This window comes from Amycolatopsis camponoti, from assembly GCF_902497555.1.
Lineage (GTDB): Bacteria > Actinomycetota > Actinomycetes > Mycobacteriales > Pseudonocardiaceae > Amycolatopsis > Amycolatopsis camponoti.
In genome coordinates, this window is the sequence record NZ_CABVGP010000003.1 from 1,107,651 (window position 1) to 1,121,968 (window position 14,318).

At 70.1% G+C, this 14,318-nt stretch carries 15 protein-coding genes; 9 read left to right on the forward strand and 6 right to left on the reverse strand.

The window, feature by feature from the left end; translation table 11 throughout:
- Positions 1-18: 18 nt before the first annotated feature.
- The 3 genes from pheA (at position 19) to AA23TX_RS41725 (ending at position 2,308) form a co-directional block, all read left to right on the forward strand.
- Positions 19-927, forward strand: coding sequence for a prephenate dehydratase (pheA, locus tag AA23TX_RS41715; RefSeq protein ID WP_155548450.1), 909 nt, complete (start codon positions 19-21; stop codon positions 925-927).
- On the forward strand, positions 924-1,541 hold the full coding sequence (locus AA23TX_RS41720; protein ID WP_155548451.1) for a histidine phosphatase family protein: 618 nt from the start codon (positions 924-926) through the stop codon (positions 1,539-1,541). Before pheA ends, AA23TX_RS41720 begins: the two co-directional genes overlap by 4 nt.
- 122 nt (positions 1,542-1,663) lie before the next feature.
- Positions 1,664-2,308 carry a DUF4232 domain-containing protein gene (locus AA23TX_RS41725; RefSeq protein WP_155548452.1) on the forward strand — a complete coding sequence of 215 codons (645 nt, stop codon included), beginning with the start codon at positions 1,664-1,666 and terminating at the stop codon, positions 2,306-2,308.
- Here AA23TX_RS41725 and AA23TX_RS41730 read toward each other — a convergent pair.
- From AA23TX_RS41730 to AA23TX_RS41745, 4 genes are all read right to left on the reverse strand, one after another.
- On the reverse strand, positions 2,305-2,787 hold the full coding sequence (locus AA23TX_RS41730) for a hypothetical protein (RefSeq protein WP_155548453.1): 483 nt from the start codon (positions 2,785-2,787) through the stop codon (positions 2,305-2,307). The genes AA23TX_RS41725 and AA23TX_RS41730 overlap by 4 nt on opposite strands.
- 38 nt (positions 2,788-2,825) lie before the next feature.
- Positions 2,826-4,070 carry an MFS transporter gene (locus AA23TX_RS41735; RefSeq protein WP_155548454.1) on the reverse strand — a complete coding sequence of 415 codons (1,245 nt, stop codon included), beginning with the start codon at positions 4,068-4,070 and terminating at the stop codon, positions 2,826-2,828.
- 100 nt (positions 4,071-4,170) lie between these two features.
- Positions 4,171-4,521 (reverse strand): metallopeptidase family protein, encoded by a 351-nt coding sequence (locus AA23TX_RS41740; RefSeq protein WP_155548455.1) that lies wholly within the window; start codon positions 4,519-4,521, stop codon positions 4,171-4,173.
- On the reverse strand, positions 4,521-5,558 hold the full coding sequence (locus AA23TX_RS41745) for a septum formation family protein (protein ID WP_155548456.1): 1,038 nt from the start codon (positions 5,556-5,558) through the stop codon (positions 4,521-4,523). The genes AA23TX_RS41740 and AA23TX_RS41745 overlap by 1 nt, the downstream gene beginning before the upstream one ends.
- A gap of 95 nt (positions 5,559-5,653) precedes the next feature.
- On the opposite strand from AA23TX_RS41745, the gene AA23TX_RS41750 reads away from it, so the two are divergent.
- From AA23TX_RS41750 to AA23TX_RS41765, 4 genes are all read left to right on the forward strand, one after another.
- Positions 5,654-6,265 carry a hypothetical protein gene (locus AA23TX_RS41750; protein WP_230863043.1) on the forward strand — a complete coding sequence of 204 codons (612 nt, stop codon included), beginning with the start codon at positions 5,654-5,656 and terminating at the stop codon, positions 6,263-6,265.
- Positions 6,266-7,432, forward strand: a complete 1,167-nt coding sequence (locus AA23TX_RS41755; RefSeq protein WP_155548457.1) for a glutathionylspermidine synthase family protein — start codon at positions 6,266-6,268, stop codon at positions 7,430-7,432.
- Positions 7,433-7,477: 45 nt separating this feature from the next.
- A complete protein-coding gene (locus AA23TX_RS41760; protein ID WP_155548458.1) occupies positions 7,478-7,930 on the forward strand; it encodes a DUF350 domain-containing protein in 453 nt (150 codons plus the stop codon).
- A gap of 78 nt (positions 7,931-8,008) precedes the next feature.
- Positions 8,009-8,914: a haloalkane dehalogenase gene (locus tag AA23TX_RS41765; RefSeq protein WP_230863044.1), complete on the forward strand. Its 906-nt coding sequence runs from the start codon at positions 8,009-8,011 to the stop codon at positions 8,912-8,914.
- 447 nt (positions 8,915-9,361) lie between these two features.
- On the opposite strand, the gene AA23TX_RS41770 is transcribed toward AA23TX_RS41765, so the two are convergent.
- A complete protein-coding gene (locus tag AA23TX_RS41770) occupies positions 9,362-10,651 on the reverse strand; it encodes an aspartate aminotransferase family protein (RefSeq protein WP_155548460.1) in 1,290 nt (429 codons plus the stop codon).
- Positions 10,652-10,770: 119 nt separating this feature from the next.
- Here AA23TX_RS41770 and serS point away from each other — a divergent pair, with 119 nt between their 5' ends.
- Together serS and AA23TX_RS41780 are read left to right on the forward strand one after the other, a co-directional pair.
- Positions 10,771-12,033, forward strand: a complete 1,263-nt coding sequence (gene serS, locus AA23TX_RS41775) for a serine--tRNA ligase (protein ID WP_155548461.1) — start codon at positions 10,771-10,773, stop codon at positions 12,031-12,033.
- Positions 12,034-12,103: 70 nt separating this feature from the next.
- On the forward strand, positions 12,104-13,105 hold the full coding sequence (locus tag AA23TX_RS41780; protein WP_155548462.1) for a DUF3558 family protein: 1,002 nt from the start codon (positions 12,104-12,106) through the stop codon (positions 13,103-13,105).
- On the opposite strand, the gene lhgD is transcribed toward AA23TX_RS41780, so the two are convergent.
- The gene (gene lhgD / locus AA23TX_RS41785) at positions 13,102-14,289 is read right to left on the reverse strand and encodes an L-2-hydroxyglutarate dehydrogenase (protein WP_155548463.1); all 1,188 of its coding nucleotides are present in this window, start codon (positions 14,287-14,289) and stop codon (positions 13,102-13,104) included. The two genes, AA23TX_RS41780 and lhgD, sit on opposite strands and share 4 nt — an antisense overlap.
- Between the last annotated feature and the right edge of the window lie 29 nt (positions 14,290-14,318).

The following is a 14,318-nucleotide window of genomic DNA, read 5'->3' on the forward strand; positions in this document are numbered from 1 at the left end:
CCCCGTAGCCTGGGTGTTGTGTCACGGATCGCATACTTCGGCCCCCAGGGGACCTTCACCGAACAGGCCGCACGGGTGCTCGCCGGCGGCGAAGAACTGATTCCGGTCGAGACCGTCCGGCTGGCGATGACGGCCGTCCGCGAGGGCGAGGCGGACGCCGCGTGCGTCCCCATCGAGAACTCGGTCGAGGGCGTGGTGCCGACCACGCTCGACGCGCTCAGCGAGTCGACCCCGCTGGTCGCCGTCGCCGAAACCATCCTGCCGATCCACTTCAGCGTGCTGACGCGGCGCGGCGGCGGGGACATCAAGACCGTCGCCAGCCACCCGCACGCGCTCGCCCAGGTCCGCGAGTGGGTGGAAGCGAACCTCCCGGACGCGCACCCGGTGGCGTCCTCGTCGACGTCGGCGGCCGCGGTCGGCGTGCTCGACGGCCACTTCGACGCCGCGGTCTGCGCGCCGGTCGCCGTCGAGCACTACGACCTCGAGGTGCTGGCCACCGAGGTCGCCGACGTCAGCGACGCGGCGACGCGGTTCCTGCTGGTCCGCCCGCCGGGCGAGCTGCCGGAGCCGACGGGCGCCGACCGGACGTCCGTGGTCGCCGCGGCGGTGAACCGCACCGGCACGCTCGCCGAGCTGCTCACCGCGCTGGCCGACCGCGGGATCAACCTCACCCGGCTCGACGCCCGCCCGACGCGCAGCAACTTCGGCGAGTACCGCTTCTTCATCGACTTCGAGGGGCACGTGGCCGAGCCGCGGATCCTCGACGCGCTGACGGCGTTGCGCCGGCACTGCCGCAACCTGCGGTTCCTCGGCTCGCACCCGCGCGCCGACGGGACGCGCACCACGATCCAGCCCGGGGCCGGCAACGACGACTTCGTCGACGCCGCCGTGTGGGCCGACGCGGTCCGCAAGGGGGACCTGGCGTGAGGCTGCTGCTGATCCGCCACGGTCAGACCGATGGGAACGTCCGCGGCGCGCTCGACACCGCCCTGCCCGGCCCGCCGCTGACCGAGCTCGGCCGGACCCAGGCCGAAGACCTCGCGTTCCGGCTGTCGGGGGAGCCGATCGTCGGGGTCTACGCGTCCCAGGCGACTCGCGCCCAGCAGACGGCGGCGCCGCTGGCGGCCCGGTTCTCGCTGGACGTCCAGGTCGTCGACGGCGTCCACGAGGTCGTCGCGGGTGATCTCGAAGGGGCGACCGACCACGCGTCGATCCGGACCTACATGGAGGTCGTCCGGCGGTGGACGCTCGGTGAGCTGACGCCGTCGCTTCCCGGCGGCGAGAGCGGCACGAGCGTGCGCACCCGCATGCTCGACGCGGTCGGCCGGCTGCGCGCCAAGCACGAGCAGGCCGACCCGGACGGCGTGATCGCGCTGGTCAGCCACGGGGGCGCGATCCGGCTGTCCGCCGAATGGCTGGCGCCGAACGTCCACGCGGACATCGCCAACGCGGCGCTGATCCCGAACACCGGCCTGGTGGAGCTGGACGCCCGCCCGGACGGCCGGTGGCACTGCCTGACCTGGGTCGACACCCCGCTCTGACCGTCACGAAAGTGTGATCCCGTCACGTTTAGAACACTTTAGGTGGGGAATTAACGGGGCGAACCAACCTGCCGGAGATCCGTACGTCTACCCAGTAGCACCACACCAGGGAGGCGATTGAAATGGCTCGGACGAAGCTTTCACGGTTGTTCCCCATCGTCGCGGCTTCGGCGGGTGTGCTCGCCCTCTCCGCGTGCGGGAGCGGGGGCACCACGAACGCGGCGAGCAGCTCGACGCCGTCGACCACGGCGTCGCCGACGACGTCGGCCAGCGCCACCACGGCCGCGTCCAGCCCGAGCAGCTCGGCGCCGGCCGCGACGCCGCCCGCCCAGCCGGCGGACAACGGCCTCTGCAAGGCCGGCGACGTCACGCTCTCGCTCGGCCAAGGCGACGCCGGCGCGGGCTCGGTCTACCGGCCGCTGCTCATCAAGAACAAGAGCGCGAAGCCGTGCGAGATCCAGGGCTTCCCCGGCGTCTCCTACGTGGCGGGCAACGACGGGCACCAGGTCGGCAAGGACGCGTTCCGCGAAGGCACCAAGGGCAACGCGGTCAAGCTGAACCCGGGCCAGACCGCGGTCGCCGACATCCAGTTCGTCAACGTGCAGAACTTCGACGCGGGCACCTGCCAGCCGACGGCGGTGAAGGGCCTGCGGATCTACCTGCCGCAGGAGACCGCGTCGAACTTCGTGCCCACCGACGGCACCGCCTGCGCGAGCACGAAGATCCCGGGCAACCAGCTTTCGGTGAAGACGATCCACACTTCCTAGAGCCGCCCGCAGATCTCCTGCGCTTCAACCAGGTGCCGCTGGCCGGAGATGTCGTTGAAGTGCAGGCTGAGCACCATCCGGCTGACGCCGTCGATGTGGTCGGCCAGCGGCTGGTAGGTGGCGTTGACCTGGGCGGCGGCCGCGGACAGCTCGCGCGCCGCCGTCATCCGGTGCAGGCGTTCGGGCGTGAGGCCGGGCGTCAGCGACGGCTGCGCGTCCCGGCTCGTGTCCGGCAGCTCGCCGACGCGGTCGAGGGCCTGGCACGCGGCCAGTGCGTCGTCGAGAGCGCCCGCGTGCACGCCGGACAGGCCCCACAGCAGCCCGAAGACGCCGCCGCCGAGCACGAACCCGGCGACCGCGCACAGCACGAGCATCCGGCGTGACTGCGGCGGTGCCGCCTTGACCTCCTCGGACTCGGTCGAGGACTCGTCGGAGCCGGGCTCGGCGTCGGTGCCGGTGCCCTGGTCCACGGTGCGCATAGCCGCCTCCCACCACCTGGGTGATGAGACATTTCAGCTCACAAACCCGGATCCTGGTGCAGTAGCGCCACGGCTGAGGCCGATTTGTCATCGAGCGGCAAGCGCCGCAGCGCGACGGAGGCGAACGCGGCGATCCCCAGCATGGCCAGCCCGGACACGGCGAACGTGTGCGCGGCGGTGCCGAGCGCCTCCGTCAGCACCCCGCCGAGCAGGGCGCCGAGCGGGATCGCGCCCCAGACGACCGTGCGCCACACCCCGAGCACCCGGCCGAGCAGCTCGTCCGGCACCAGCGTGTGCCGCGCGGTCGCAAGCACGACGTTGACGGCGACCACCGCGGCCGCGAACAGGCCGAACAGCGCCGCGGCCGCGACGGGCGAGTGCACCAGGCCCATCCCGCCGAACCCGGCACCGCAGCCGAGGATCCCGCCGGTCACGACCACGCGCCGGCCGGCCGCGCGCACGAGCCGTGGCGCGACGCCGGCGCCGAGCAGCCCGCCGATGCCGCCGACGAACGCGAAGAGCCCGAAGGTCGCGTCGGACAGGTGGAGGTCGTCGAGCGCGTAGAGCACCAGCTGCGCCTGCGCGAGCTCGCTGACCAGGCTGAGCAGCCCGGCGATGACGAGCAGGCGCGTGAGCAGCGCGTTCCCGCGCAGCCAGTGCAGGCCGTCGGCCAGCTCGGTGCGCAACCGCGTCGGCGGCCGGGCTTCGGCTTGCCCGCGGTAGGTGCCGGCGAGCCCGAGCAGCACCGCGGCCGCGATCGCGAAGCCCGCGGAGTTGAGGACGAACGGGAAGGCGGCGAAGAGCGCGAAGGTCAGGCCGCCGACCGGGCCGCCGAGGAACGTCTGGCCGACGATCTCGCACGCCTGCAGCTTGCTGTTGGCGGCGTCGAGCGAGCCGTCGCCGACGACCGCCGGGATCAGGGCGTTGGCCGCGCTGTCCGCGATCGTCTCGGCGGTCCCGATGACCAGGGCCGTCGCGTAGACCAGCCAGATCGTCATCCCGCCGGCGGCGACGAGCACGGCGAGGGTGCCGACGACGACGGCGCGGGCGGTGTTCGCGACGATCATCGCGCGCCGCCGGTCGATCCGGTCGACCAGCGCGCCGGCGACGGCGGCGAAGAGCAGCCAGGGCAGGAACTGGGTGGCGGACAGCCCGGCGATCAGCACGGGATCGCGGGTCAGCGTCGTCGCCAGCAGGGGCAAGGCCACCTTGCCGATGCCGTCGCCCAGGTGGGAGGCGGCGCTCGACGTCAGCAGCCACGTGAGTCTTCGGGCAGGGTTCACCGCGACCCCCGGTACTCATCGCAGTCACTCACTGACTTCCGGTGACAGGATAAGCGTGGTGTCACCGGAAAGTGGTCACGGTGTTACTACTAGTGCCGGATCAGCCCCAGCCGAGCTCGTGCAGCCGGGCGTCGTCGATCCCGAAGTGGTGACCCAGCTCGTGCACGACGGTGATGAGGACCTCCTCGACGACCTCGTCCTCGTCCTCGCACATGGAGAGGATCGGCTGCCGGTAGATCGAGATCCGGTCGGGCAGCACCCCGCCGTAGGACGACGTCCGCTCGGTCAGCGCGATCCCGTGGTAGAGCCCGAGGATGTCCGGCGCCTCGTCGTTGAACTCCTCGACGAGCACGACGACGTTGTCCATCGCCTTCGCGAACTCGGCGGGCACCTCGTCCAGGGCCTCCGAGACCAGTTCCTCGAACCGCTCGCGGCTCATCTCGACCGGCATCAGCCGTTCTGCTTCGACGTCGGCGGGGCCGAGTTCGACGCGGTCGGCCCGCCGCCCCCGTCCGACGGCGGGCCGCCGTCCTGGGGCTGGCCGGCATCGGGGCCGTCGGGACCGGCCGGGGCGGCCTTGATGCTGCCGGTCACCGCCTGCAGTCCGCTCTTGTCCGGCAGCAGCGCCGCCACCTTGCAGTTGACCTTGGTCGACCCGGCGTCCCAGCTCTCCTGCTCCCGCAGGTCCCAGGTCAGGATCAGCTTCTTCGCGTCCAGGTCGGCGCCGCCCGTGTAGTCCGCCGCCTGCTTGGTGCACTCGGTGTCGAGCCAGGCCTTCTGGTCGTCCTGCGACGGGTAGGTGTCCTTGAACTTCGTCTTGAGGTCGAGGATCGCGATGATCTCGTAGGAGTGCGGCTTGGTGCACTCGAGCGGGTCGCCGACGCCCTTGCCCTGCAGCGCGAGGCAGGTGCCCGGCTCGAACACGAGCGACTGGTCCTGCTCCTTGGCCGGTCCGGTGGTCGCCAGCAGCGTGCCGCCGGGGCCCGCCCACTGCAGGCCGCACCGCAGCTGGCGGTCGCCGTCGTCCCACTGCGACGGCGTCGGGCGCAGCAGGTTCGTCGTGAGCTTGCCGTACGGGTCGAGGTTGTGGCCGAGGTACGGCTTCACGTCCGAGGTGCACTTCTGCTGGGCGATCTGCTGCCACTGCTCCAGCGACGGCACCGGCGCGCCCTCCGGGAACTGGGCGCCGATGTCCACGAGCGCGGTCACCTCGAACTTGTGCGGCTGCGTGCAGGCCACCTTGTTCGCGTCGCTCGCGTCGGCGTTGTTCCAGGTCAGGCAGCTGCCTGGCGGTGAGTGGAACGCCTCCTCCGCCGCCGGGGAGAGCTTTCCCGCCCCGCCGCCGGACCCGCCGGCGAAGCCGCCGCTGCCGGTGAACAGGACGCTGAGGGCGAGCGCGATGAGCGCGCCCGCGAAGATCCCGCCCATCACGACGCGGGTGCGCAGCGTCTGTGTGGCGGCAGGGAACCGATCGGCGCTGGGAGACATCGCAGTCCATGATGCCCGCGCCGCGTGCGACGTGCGCGACCTAGGGTGGTTAGGGTGGGTCACGGTTTCGTGGTGGCCGGGATTACGGAGCGCACATGACGCAGGACAACAACACTGGGGACCAGCCGCCCCCCGAGCCGCCGAAGCGCGGTTCGATGAGATTCCAGGACTCGAACACGCGGCCCAAGCAGCCGTCGGTTGCGGAGCAGCGAGCCCGACAGCAGGCCCTCGTCCAAGAGGAGCGGGACGCCGAGCTGGCCCGTCAGGCCGACGCCAAGGCAGCGACCCGGCGGAAGATCCTGATCGGCAGCGGTGTGACCGTGGGCCTCGTCGGCCTGGTCGCGACGTTCTACACCGTCGCGAAGCCGGAGGGCGACGTCACCGCCGTCTGCACCGACAACAGCGGTGTCATCCAGAACGACGACAACTGCGACGAGAACTACGTCACCAGTCACGGCGGGTACTCCAGCGGAGGCTTCCTGTTCCTGCCGATCGGCGGAGGCGGCTACAACAGCTACCGCTACAACTACGGCGGCACCGGCGCCATCGGGCAGCGCGTGTCCGGCGGTTCGTACGACGCGCCGTCGTCGCGCACCAACGTCAGCACGAAGTCCGGCAAGTCCGTCCAGCGCGGCGGCTTCGGCATCAGCGGCAAGAGCGGCAGCACCGGGGGCACCGGCGGCAGCGGCAAGAGCGGGGGATCGTAGGTGTACCGGGACCGGCGTGAGCCGCGGCGCGACTGGCAGCGGATCGTCGAGGAGCAGGGGCTCGTCTACGGCACGCCGGCCCGCGACAACAGCGGGCGGATGCGGCCCTACTGGGACGAGTCCGTGCACTACGTCTTCGACATGGACGAGGTCCTCTCGCTCGAGGCCGACGTCGAACTGCTGCATTCGATGTGCCTGGAGGCCGTCGACAACGTCGTGACCACCGAGGGCTACCAGCGGTTCGGCATCCCCGAGTGGGTCTGGCCGCACATCGCCGAGTCGTGGAAGCGCCAGGACCCGCACGTCTACGGGCGGTTCGACCTGCGCTACGACGGCAAGTCGCCGGCGAAGCTGCTCGAGTACAACGCGGACACGCCGACCACGCTGCTGGAGGCGTCACTGCTGCAGTGGCACTGGAAGACCGACGTCTTCCCGGACGACGACCAGTGGAACTCGATCCACGAGAAGCTCGTCGAGCGGTGGGCGTTCCTGCGGGACAAGCTGCCGTCGAACGAGCTGCACTTCACCTGGTCGGCCGCGGATCCGAGTGGCGAGGACAACGTCACCACGGCGTACCTGCAGGAAACCGCGGCCGAGGCCGGCCTCGACACGGTGGGCCTGGCGATCGAGGAGATCGGCTGGGACCCGGTGCTCAAGCGGTTCGTCGACCTCGAAGAGTCGCAGATGGCGACCGTGCTGAAGCTGTACCCGTGGGAGTGGGTGGTCGACGAGGAGTTCGGCCGCAACGCCGTCGAGTCGCTGCCGCGGACGCTGTGGATCGAGCCGCTCTGGAAGATGATCCTCTCCAACAAGACGCTGCTCGCGATCCTGTGGGAGAACTACCCGGGCCACCCGAACCTGCTGCCCGCGTTCGCCGACGACCCCGGCCTGCTCACGGAGTACGTCCGCAAGCCCAAGCTGGGCCGCGAGGGCGCGAACGTCCAGATCGTCGCGACCGGCTACGAGACCCAGACCGACGGCGTCTACGGCGCCGAAGGCTTCGTCTACCAGGCGTTCGACCCCCTGCCCGAGTTCGACGGCTACCGGCCGGCGCTGGGCGCGTGGATCGTCGGGGACAGCTCCGCGGGCCTCGGCATCCGGGAGACCGGCGGCCTGGTCACCGACGACGGTGCGGCATTTGTCCCACATCGCATCGTCGAGTCGTGATAGAACACCGTCGCTGATCAGCTCTTTTCTCCTGGGAGACAACTCGTGAACACGACCCTTGCGCTGTCCGACACGTTCGGCTCCGACCTCGTGCGGGGGATCGGCGCGATCCTGCTGTACGGCGTCATCGGCCTGCTGCTGATGTTCGCCGGCTTCTACGCGATCGACTGGACCACGCCCGGCAAGCTGTCGAAGCTGGTCACGCAGGGCCTGCCGAACGCGGTGATCGTGACCGCGTCCGGGATGCTCTCGATGGCGTTCATCGTCGTCGTGGCGATCTTCAACTCGGCCAGCGACCTCACCGAGGGCCTGATCACGTCGCTGGTCTACGGCCTGCTCGGGATCATCGTCCAGGTGATCGCGGTCCGGCTCCTGGAGTGGGCGACCCGCATCGACGTGGCGTCGACCATCGAGAGCGAGAAGTTCGCCCCGGTGAGCATCGTCGTCGCGGCGGCGCACATCGGCCTGGGCCTCGTGGTCGCGGTCGGTATTTCCTGACCCGGACGTCGTGGGCCATCCGGTGGGGATGGCCCACGGGCGTGGCCGCGTTCGTCCGTTCGCACTAGCGTGGGGTTCGTGCGCCTGCTGAGGACACCGGACGACCGGTTCACGGACCTGCCCGACTTCCCCTTCGAGCCCAGGTACGTCGAGCTCGACGACCCGCACGGCGGCGTGATCAGAGTCGGGTACGTGGAGGCCGGTCCGGCGGACGGCCCGGTCGTCCTCCTGCTCCACGGCGAGCCCAGCTGGTCGTTCCTCTACCGCAAGATGCTTCCGGTCCTGGCCGCGGCCGGCCTGCGCGCGATCGCGCCGGACCTGGTCGGCTTCGGCCGGTCCGACAAGCCCGGCGACCTGGCGGACCACACGTACGCCCGGCACGTCGAGTGGATGCGCGGCTTCGCGTTCGACGCCCTGGACCTGCGCGACGTGACCCTGGTCGGCCAGGACTGGGGCGGCTTGATCGGGCTGCGCCTGGTCGCCGAGAACCCTTCGCGGTTCGCGCGGGTCGTCGCGGCCAACACGGGCCTGCCGACGGGGGACATCGACATGCCGGCGGTGTGGCATTCGTTCCGCGAGGCCGTGGAGAAGGCCCCGGTCCTGGACGTGGCGAGGTTCGTCCAGTCGGGCTGCCGGTCTTCCTTGTCGGAAGAAGTGCGCGCGGCTTACGACGCGCCGTTCCCGAACGAGATGTACAAGGCGGCTCCCCGGGCGATGCCCGGTCTGGTGCCCTACCGGCCGGACGACCCGGCTTCGGAAGCGAACCGGGCGGCGTGGAAGACGTTGACGGACCTGGAAATCCCGTTCCTGGTGGCGTTCTCCGACGGCGACCCGATCACGGGCGGCATGGCCCCGATCCTGAAGCGCTCGATGAAGGGAGCGCAGGGCTTGGAGCACCCGGTGATCGCGGGAGCGGGGCACTTCCTGCAGGAAGACAAGGGCGAGGAGCTGGCAGAGCACGTGGCGCGGTTCGTGCGGGGCTGAAGAAGAACCGGCGGCCGGCAACGCAAGCCGACCACGACATCACCAGACCTCCCCCGCCCCTCATCCCAGCCGCTTTTCAGTCGGCGGTCGGGTTTGTCAAGGCACGCTTTCCCGCCTTGACAAACGCGAGCGGCGGCTGAGAGTCCCACCGGAGGGGCGGGGGAGGTTGGACCCGCTTTGCCGCGGCAGAGCAGAGTCGGCGGCAGGAGAACAAAAGACTGTCCTCGCCGGACGGGCAGGCTCTGGGATGGCCGTCCGTCTCGCTGCTGTCTCTCGTTTGAGAGGTGGGTCGCTGGGTGGTCATCCCGTCGCCTGAACGAGGCCTATCACTTTGAGCCGGGCCCGCAAGCTTGCGTTGTCGTCTCGCGTTGGTCTCTGTGTTGCGGGCCCGGCTCAAAGTGATTTGACGGCCTCAGGCGACGGGATGGCCACCCAGCTCTTCTGGTGTCAAAGCGCCGCGTGGGTTGCCTTCAGTGCGTCGACCAGGATGTCCAGGCCCTCCTGGGCTTCCTCCGCCGTCAACGTCATCGGTGGGCCCAGCCTCAGCACGTTGCCGTGCAAACCGCCCTTGCCGATCAGCAGGCCGCGCTTCTTCGTCTCCTCCAGCATTCGGGCCGCCGCCGCGACATGCGGCGTCGTCGTGCCCGGCTTGATCAGCTCCACGCCGATCATCAAGCCCTTGCCTCGCACCTCGGCCACCAGCGGGCTGTCGACAGCACGCAACCCCGACAGCAGCTGTGCACCGCGAGCGGCGCAGTTCGCCTGCAGGTCGTGGTCCTTGATGTAGTCGAGCACCGCCGTCGCGCCCGCCATCGAGACCGGGTTGCCGCCGAACGTCGAGAACGACTGGGCCTGGAAGCAGTCCAGCACGTCCCCTCGGGCCACCACTCCGCCGACCGCCAGGCCGTTGCCGAGGCCCTTCGCGAACGTCATCATGTCCGGCGTCACGCCGTGCGCGTCGATGCCCCAGAAGTGCTCGCCCGTGCGGCCCCAGCCCGTCTGGACCTCGTCCGAAACGAACAGCACGCCGTACGAATCCAGCACCTCCTTCATCGCGCGGAACAGGCCGTCCGGCGGGAGGCTGAAGCCGCCGACGCCCTGGATCGGCTCGGCGATCAGGCACGCGACGTCGCCCGCTGTCGCCGTGTCCAGGACGTCCACCAGGTCGGCGACGCAGGCGTCGATGTACGCCGCGTCCGACAGGTCGCGGAACGGGCTGCGGTACCGGTAGCCGCCGTGGACGTAGTTGACCTTGACCGGGCTCAGCGCCGACGCCGACCAGCCGCGGTTGCCGGTGATCGCGACCGTCCCGAACGACCGGCCGTGGTAGGAGTTGCGCATCGCCAGCACCTGGTTGCTGCGCCGGAACTGCGTCGCCAGCATCAGCGCCGTGTCGTTGGCCTCGCTGCCGGAGTTCGTGAAGAACACCTTCGCGTCGGGGATGTTCGACAGCTTGGCGATCCGCTCGGCCAGCTCGACCTGCGAGCGGATCAGGTACAGCGTCGAGGTGTGCAGGATGCCCGTGTCGAGCTGCTTGCGGACCGCGTCGCCGATCTCGGCGACGTCGTAGCCCATCGAGTTGGTCAGCACGCCGGCGAAGAAGTCGAGGTAGGTGCGGCCCTGCGAGTCCGTCATGCGCCGGTCGTGCGCGTGCACGATCTCGATCGGCTCTTCGTAGAGCAGCGACATCCAGGACGGCATGACAGCGCGGTGCCGGGCGAGCAGCTCATCGGTCATCGAACGCCTCCTCGGGGTCTCAAGCGAGTATGAGGAGGCCGTGAACAGCGCTTCAACGATCAGACTGTCGGGATAACCCAGTAGGGACGCACAGTCTGTACGGACTACCCTCTGTCTTCGTGATTGACCCCAGGACTCTGCGCGATGACCCGGAAGCCGTGCGCGCGTCGCAGCGCGCCCGTGGTGAAGACGAAGGAGTGGTCGACAAGCTGCTCTCCCTCGACACCCGGCGCCGCTCTTCCATCGCCGCCGCGGACAAGCTGCGCAACGAGCAGAAGCTCCTGGGCAAGCAGATCCCGAAGGCGCCGCCGGAGGAGAAGCAGCAGCTGCTGGCCACGGCCAAGGAGCTCGCCGCCCAGGTCAAGGCGGCCGAGGCGGAGCAGAACACCGCGTCGGAGGAGTTCGACCAGCTCTTCCGGACCGTGCCGAACCTCGTGCACCCGGACGCGCCGGTCGGCGGCGAAGACGACTACGCCGTGCTCAAGCACGTCGGTGAGCCGACCAAGTTCGACTTCACCCCGAAGGACCACCTCGAGCTGCTCGAAGCGCTCGGCGGCGTCGACATGGAACGCGGGGCGAAGGTCTCGGGCTCGCGGTTCTACTTCCTCACCGGCGTCGGCGCGCAGCTGCAGCTCGGCCTGCTCAACATGGCCATCGCCCAGGCGCTCGAGAACGGCTTCACGCCGATGATCACGCCGTCGCTCGTGCGCCCGGAGATCATGGCCGGCACCGGCTTCCTCGGTCAGCACTCGAGCGAGATCTACCACCTCGAAGACGACGACCTGTACCTCGTCGGCACGTCGGAGGTGCCGCTCGCCGGCTTCCACGCCGACGAGATCCTCGACCTGAACGACGGCCCGAACCGCTACGCGGGCTGGTCGTCCTGCTACCGGCGCGAGGCCGGCTCGTACGGCAAGGACACCCGCGGCATCATCCGCGTCCACCAGTTCGACAAGGTGGAGATGTTCGTCTACACCAAGCCGGAGGACGCCGAAGCCGAGCACGAGCGGCTGCTCGGCTGGGAAGAGCAGATGCTCGCGAAGATCGAGGTGCCCTACCGGGTCATCGACACCGCGACCGGCGACCTCGGCACGTCCGCGCACCGCAAGTTCGACTGCGAGGCGTGGATCCCGACGCAGGACACCTACCGCGAGCTGACTTCGACGTCCAACTGCACGACGTTCCAGGCCCGCCGCCTCTCGGTCCGCTACCGCGGCGAGAACGGCAAGCCGCTGATCGCCGCGACGCTCAACGGCACCCTGGCCACCACCCGCTGGATCGTCGCGATCGTCGAGAACCACCAGCAGGAGGACGGTTCGGTCCGCGTGCCGGAGGCGCTGCGCCCGTTCGTCGGCGGCAAGGAAGTCCTCACACCCCGCTGATTCGCGGTATGCCAGGTGCGCGCCCGTTCGGCCCAGTAAGGTCCGGGCCGAACGGGAGAGGACTCTTCGCATGCGCATGAAGTGGCAGGTCACGGTGGCCCTGGCGGCCCTGACCGTGGCGTCCGGCTGCACGGTGGCCGTCGGCGGTTCGGCGGCGCCGGTGCCGGGCCAAGGCCCGATCGTCAAGGCCGTCGACGCCTGCTCGCTGCTCGACGAGGGCCAGCTCGACGCGCTCGGCTACGAGGCCAAGGGCCGTTCGGTGCCGGAGAACAAGGACCGGAACCAGACGGCGATGTGCCTCTGGAACACCAAGGACGACATCGAGCCGTCGGCCATCCTGAATGTCGGCTACACGACGGACATCGACTTCAACGAGTACATCGCCGGGGCCGTCCCGAAGGGCGAGCCGCAGCAGATCGCCGGCTTCAGCTGGCGGCAGTACCCGTCGCTCCTCTCCGACGACTGCGTGCTGTACGCCCTCTTCGGCGACAAGTCGTTCGCGTACGTCAGCGTCTCCGAGCCGCCGATCGAAAAGTCGTGCGAGCTGGCCAAGACGGCCATCCCGCAGGTCGCGGCGCACCTGCCCGGCGGCCAGGACGCGCCGTCGATCACCCCGACGGCGCCGGCCAAGACGGAGCCGGGCGGGCCGCTGCTGTCGGCCGACCCGTGCGCGATGCTGAAGCCGGACCAGGTGGCGCAGCTGAAGAACATCTCGCCCACCGGGGAGAAGGACAGCTCCTCGACGGTCCCCAACGCGACCTACTGCCTCTGGGACGACACCGACGGCGATCAAGGCCAGAAGGCGTTCGAAGTCTGGTTCGGCCCGAGCACGCCGATGACCGACTGGCCGGGCGTGAAGGGCGTCACCCCGCTCGAGACCGTCGACGTCGGCGGCAAGAAGTGGGGCGTCTACCCGAACCTGGGCGGCCTGCGCGTGACCTGCGGCGCGTTCCTGCCGATCACGGAAACGTCGTCGGTGCAGGTGGTCAGCGGGTTCATCGGCGACGACACCAAGACGTGCGACGTCGTCAAGCAGGGCCTGCCGCTGGTGACGGCGAACCTGCCCGGTTAGTCCTTCGACACCTGGTCGGCGATGTGGCGCGCGATCTCGAGCGCGCTCGTCGCGGCCGGCGACGGCGCGTTCAGGACGTGCACCTGGTCGCGCGCGGTCTCGATGAGGAAGTCGTCGACGAGGGAGCCGTCACGGCGCATCGCCTGCGCGCGCACGCCCGAGCCGTGGCGGACGATGTCGTCCTCGGTGACGGCCGGGACGAGCCGGGCGAGGCTTGCCGCGAACCGCTTCTTCGAGAACGAGCGCCGGACTTCGTCGAGCCCGGTCGGGAACGCGTACTTCTTCGCGAGCCGCCAGACGCCGGGGAAGGCCGCGACCTCGGCGACGTCCTTCGCGGAGAAGTCGGCCCAGCGGTAGCCCTCGCGACGCAGCGCGAGCACGGCGTTCGGGCCGGCGTGCACGCTGCCGTCGAGCATCCGCGTGAGGTGCACGCCGAGGAACGGCAGCGTCGGGTCCGGCACCGGGTAGATCAGGCCCTTGACCAGGCCGCGGCGTTCGGGCTTGAGCTCGTAGTACTCGCCGCGGAACGGCACGATCTTCGCCGACGGGGTCAGCCCGGCCAGCCGCGCGACGCGGTCGGAGTGCAGCCCGGCGCAGTTGACGAGCCCGTCCGCGACGATGACGTCCTCACCGGTCGCGACCTCGACCCCGCCGTCGCTCCCGGCGCGGATGGCCAGCGCGGGACTGTTCAGCCGGAGGTCGACGCCGGCTTCGTCGAGCAGCCGGACGAGCGCCTGGCAGACGCCGGGGAAGTCGATGATCCCGGTGGATTCGACCCGCAGCGCGGCGACGCAGGCGACCTCGGGCTCGTACTCGCGCGCCTCGGCGGGGGAGATCTTCTTCGCCGGGACGCCGTTGGCTTCGGCCCGCTCGGCGAGCGTGTTCAGCGCCGGGATCTCCTTCTCGTCGGTCGCGACGACGAGCTTCCCGCAGACCTCGACGGGCACGCCGTACTGGCGTGCGAAGTCCACGATGGACCGGTTCCCGGCGACGGACATGCGTGCCTTGAAGGACCCGGGCTTGTAGTAGAGCCCGGCGTGGACGACGTTCGAGTTGTGCCCGGTCTGGTGCGCCGCCCAGCGCGATTCCTTTTCCAGCACCGTGACGTCCAGCCCGCGCCTGGTCAGCTCCCAGGCCACGGCCAGACCGACGATTCCACCCCCGACGACCACCACGTTGCGCACGATCGACCAGGCTACGCGAGTGTCGCGGG